Raw genomic sequence first — 361 nt, 5'->3', positions numbered from 1 at the left:
GGCAGAGTCCGTGCCAGGGTGCATGCGCGTGTTGCCGAGCAGGGCCGAGCCGGTCGCCGGCACCTCGATCCCCGTCATCAGGTCGAGCAGGGTCGACTTGCCGGCCCCGGACGGTCCCACGATGGCGGTCAGGCTGCCGGGCTCGGCGCGGAAGCTCACGTCGCTGATGATCCTGCGGCCGTCTGGACGGATCGAGCGCGCCGAGATCCCGAGGACGGAGAGCGCGATCATCGGTGCCCGCCGCGGAGGAACGACGGAACATCGTGCTGCACGTCGCGCCCACGTTCGAAGTCCTCGATCGCGGCCAAGGCGGTGAGGACGCCTGCTCCACCATGTCCCCAACCGTCGTCGACTGCTCGGA

Annotated in this window: 1 protein-coding gene; it reads right to left on the bottom strand. The window is 70.1% G+C overall.

Annotated elements, in window-relative coordinates; translation table 11 throughout:
* Nucleotides 1–231: ATP-binding cassette domain-containing protein (locus BIU91_RS19430; protein WP_139196854.1), on the bottom strand; the 231-nt coding region annotated here is incomplete at its 3' end.
* Between the last annotated feature and the right edge of the window lie 130 nt (nt 232–361).

The organism is Curtobacterium sp. MMLR14_002 (assembly GCF_001864975.1).
Classification (GTDB): domain Bacteria; phylum Actinomycetota; class Actinomycetes; order Actinomycetales; family Microbacteriaceae; genus Curtobacterium; species Curtobacterium flaccumfaciens.
This window is presented reverse-complemented; position numbering and strand designations above follow the sequence as displayed.